Genomic DNA, 2936 nt, shown 5'->3' with positions numbered 1-2936 from the left:
CCTAATCCAACGGTGAGCATCCGTCCGTGGAAAGCGGGCCCGGCCGCGTACGTGTTCCCGTCAACGAGCAGGTTTCCGGTCCTATCGGCCTTGCGGGACTCGTAGCGCACCGCCCTCCCGCCCTCCCGCCTGCTGGACCTGGACGAGGGACGCTCAAAACAAGTATTCGCCACCTAGTTGCAGGAACGCCCACAGGCATGGCGGGGCCAGATAGAAGTCGTGGCCATGGACGACTCCTCCGGCGTCAAAGCGCAGTGGACGAGGAACTGCCTGCCGCTGTTGCGGTGATGGATCCCTTCCACGTTGTTCGCCTTGCCGGCGACGCGCTCGATGACTGCCGCCGCCGCGTTCAGCGAGCCACCTGCGGGCACCGCGGCCGGGCACGCGACCCGCTCTACAAGGCCCGACTGACCCTGCACACCGGCGAAGGGCTGCTAAACGAGAAGCAACAAAAACGCCTCGATGAACTTTTTGCCGAGGAAAAACATATCGAGGTCGAAGCGACCTGGGGCGCCTACCAGCTCATGATCAACGACTACCGGGAACCAGACCGCGCCAAGGCGAAGAAGCTCGTGCAAGCCCTCATTGACTCCCTCAGCACCAAGCTCCCCGCCTCTCTGAAAGAACTCAAGAAACTCTGTGGAACCCTCAAACGCAGGGCCGAGGACATGCTCGCCTACTTCGATCGGCAAGGAACATCGAACAGCCCAACTGACGCCGTCAATGGAAGATTGGAACACCTCCGAGGATCTGCCCTGGGCTTCCGCAACCTCACCAACTACGTCGCCAGGTCGCTGCTGGAATCCGGCGGCTTCAAACCGAAACTACACTCTCAATTCTGAATAGCCAAAGAACCGGAGCGCAGACAGTCGGTCCCCGCCATACTGGCGACTCTGCAAGGAATATTCGAGCTACTTGACAGTATTAAGAAATACATCAGCGTGGGAAAGTTGTTCCCGCCACCCCCCAGACCATCTATGCACATCAAATTGAAGTGCAGAAACCGCTGCTGACTTTTGCAACTCTCCCAGAAACTTTCGATTCTGCAGGACGCTCAATATAGCCTTGGAAAGATCATCTATGTCACCGCTTGGGACTAGTATTCCGTTTACGCCATTAATAATAATATCCCGTGGTCCATAAATAACGTCGTAAGCAATGACCGGAGTGCCACATGCAAGGCTTTCCGTAATCACTAGCCCGAATCCCTCGTATTTTGTCGTGAGCAGAGATGCTTCAGCGACTACGAATTGATCCAAAGGATTGGGCGTATGCCCTTCCAGTGTGACGATATCTCTAAGGCCGAGACGGTCAATCTCCGCCTGAAGTGAGTTTCGCTCAGGCCCTTCACCATATATTCGGTACCTTGCGATTGGGTATTCAGCAGCCACCCTCTCGAACGCTCGAATTGCATCGATAATTCGCTTATCGTCACCCAGACGAGACACCGTAACAAATAGACCTGGCTCACGTTCCCTCAATGCCTGAAGCTTCAACCCCGCGCTCACAGGCGCCGCGTGTGGTAATACAGCAGTGCTGTTGGGCTCACAACCAGTATCGACGATAAAGTCGCGTCTTTGCGTATCTGTAAAGAACACAAGCCTATCAATATTCGCCATATTCTTGAGATATGGCTTCATCCATGTCTTCAGACCCTCAGAATCATCGACATTGTTTCTGTAGTGAGTAGTGTGGATTGAACCGATATGAATTATGTTCGGTGACTTGATTGAAAATGTGAAACTTGTTCGCGGTTCATCGGAGAATACGATAGCCTGGCCAATGTTCGCAAGCTTCCTGGAAAGCCAAGCCGCATTGGCATCACGCATATCTCCATGATGAATAGTTCCTGAAACATCATATTCTACGACACGATACTCATATCCAGTTTCATTTACCCACACAGATAGATAGGGTCGTCCGGTTTGGTCAATATAATTCCGATATCGAGGGGTGCCGTTGTCATCGTAGAAATCGCGCTTAACGATGTCGCCATGTTCCCAGCAGATGTCTCTGTAGTCTCGCTGCCACGGATTTCTCGCGTTGTGGTGATCGACATACTTCAGGCTGCCTTGGCTATCGCGAGATACAGTGCCCAAGAAAGATCCTTGAATGAAGTATCTACGTAGTGATCCGCTGCGAATAGGTTCATTAGCACACTGAATATCTTGGTTACTTTCCCAGTCGAGGTGCTCGAATTCAACTTTGGCAAAGGGCAATCGGTGAGCTCGACGCAAATCGAGGTGAAAGCTGAAAAGCTCTGTGTGCTTTGGCAGTTCCCCCTCCGCCATTAACTGTTCGAAAAGTTCCTCTATATTTGGCTGGTGGGCCACAAGAACCAATATCGCGCGACGGCCCTGGGCCAGAAGTCGGAACCGCTCAAATGCGGCTCTCGTAAGTCCGCCCCGGTTCCGTCCTAAGCTATCCATTACTTGTACAACTGCAGGCGCGGCCTCCAGTCGATTCAATTCTGTATCATCCACGATGCCAAGCATAGAGTACAAGGATGAGAATTGTCGGGTCGGCGCCCGCACAACTGACGTTGCCTATGCTGTGAAGTACGTCCGCCAACCTGGTCTCAGTCATGCCGTACCCTACAGCCATTGCCAGTCGATACAGACGCGGACTATCCGATGCACCGTCGCGGGCACATGCGAGGTTGGTCTCTCCTCAGTTTCTGCGGCAGGTTCAGCACAATGTTCAGGTCCATGCGAACCCACAATATTTCGGGGGAAGAGCCTTCCTACCTGAAACTGCAGATCAAAGTAAAACCTCTTCCATGTTCGGCCAACAGCTGTTTCACAGGTAACTATTTTTTTTGGGGGGGGGGGGGGCGTTGAGTGAGAGCCATGCGCAAGTCGAAATCTTCATTGGTGTTGACGTCGGCAAAAGTGGCCAACACGCGGTAGCAATCGTCCGTACTGGCAAGGAAAAAG

At 53.1% G+C, this 2936-nt stretch carries 1 protein-coding gene and 1 pseudogene; one reads left to right on the top strand and one right to left on the bottom strand.

Annotation, left to right across the window (positions count from 1 at the left end; translation table 11 throughout):
• Positions 1-105 precede the first annotated feature (105 nt).
• Positions 106-842: pseudogene (locus ACT3TS_RS19475) on the top strand (ISL3 family transposase); the annotation flags it as partial.
• A gap of 69 nt (positions 843-911) precedes the next feature.
• Here the strand turns inward: ACT3TS_RS19475 and ACT3TS_RS19470 are convergent.
• Complete coding sequence (locus tag ACT3TS_RS19470; RefSeq protein WP_444533183.1) at positions 912-2483, bottom strand: glycosyltransferase; 1572 nt, start codon at positions 2481-2483, stop codon at positions 912-914.
• Positions 2484-2936 lie beyond the last annotated feature (453 nt).

Origin of the sequence: Specibacter sp. AOP5-B1-6, from assembly GCF_052376555.1 — a bacterium.
GTDB lineage: Bacteria > Actinomycetota > Actinomycetes > Actinomycetales > Micrococcaceae > Specibacter.
The sequence above is the reverse complement of the archived record's forward strand: the minus strand, read 5'-3'. Positions and strand labels throughout refer to the sequence as shown.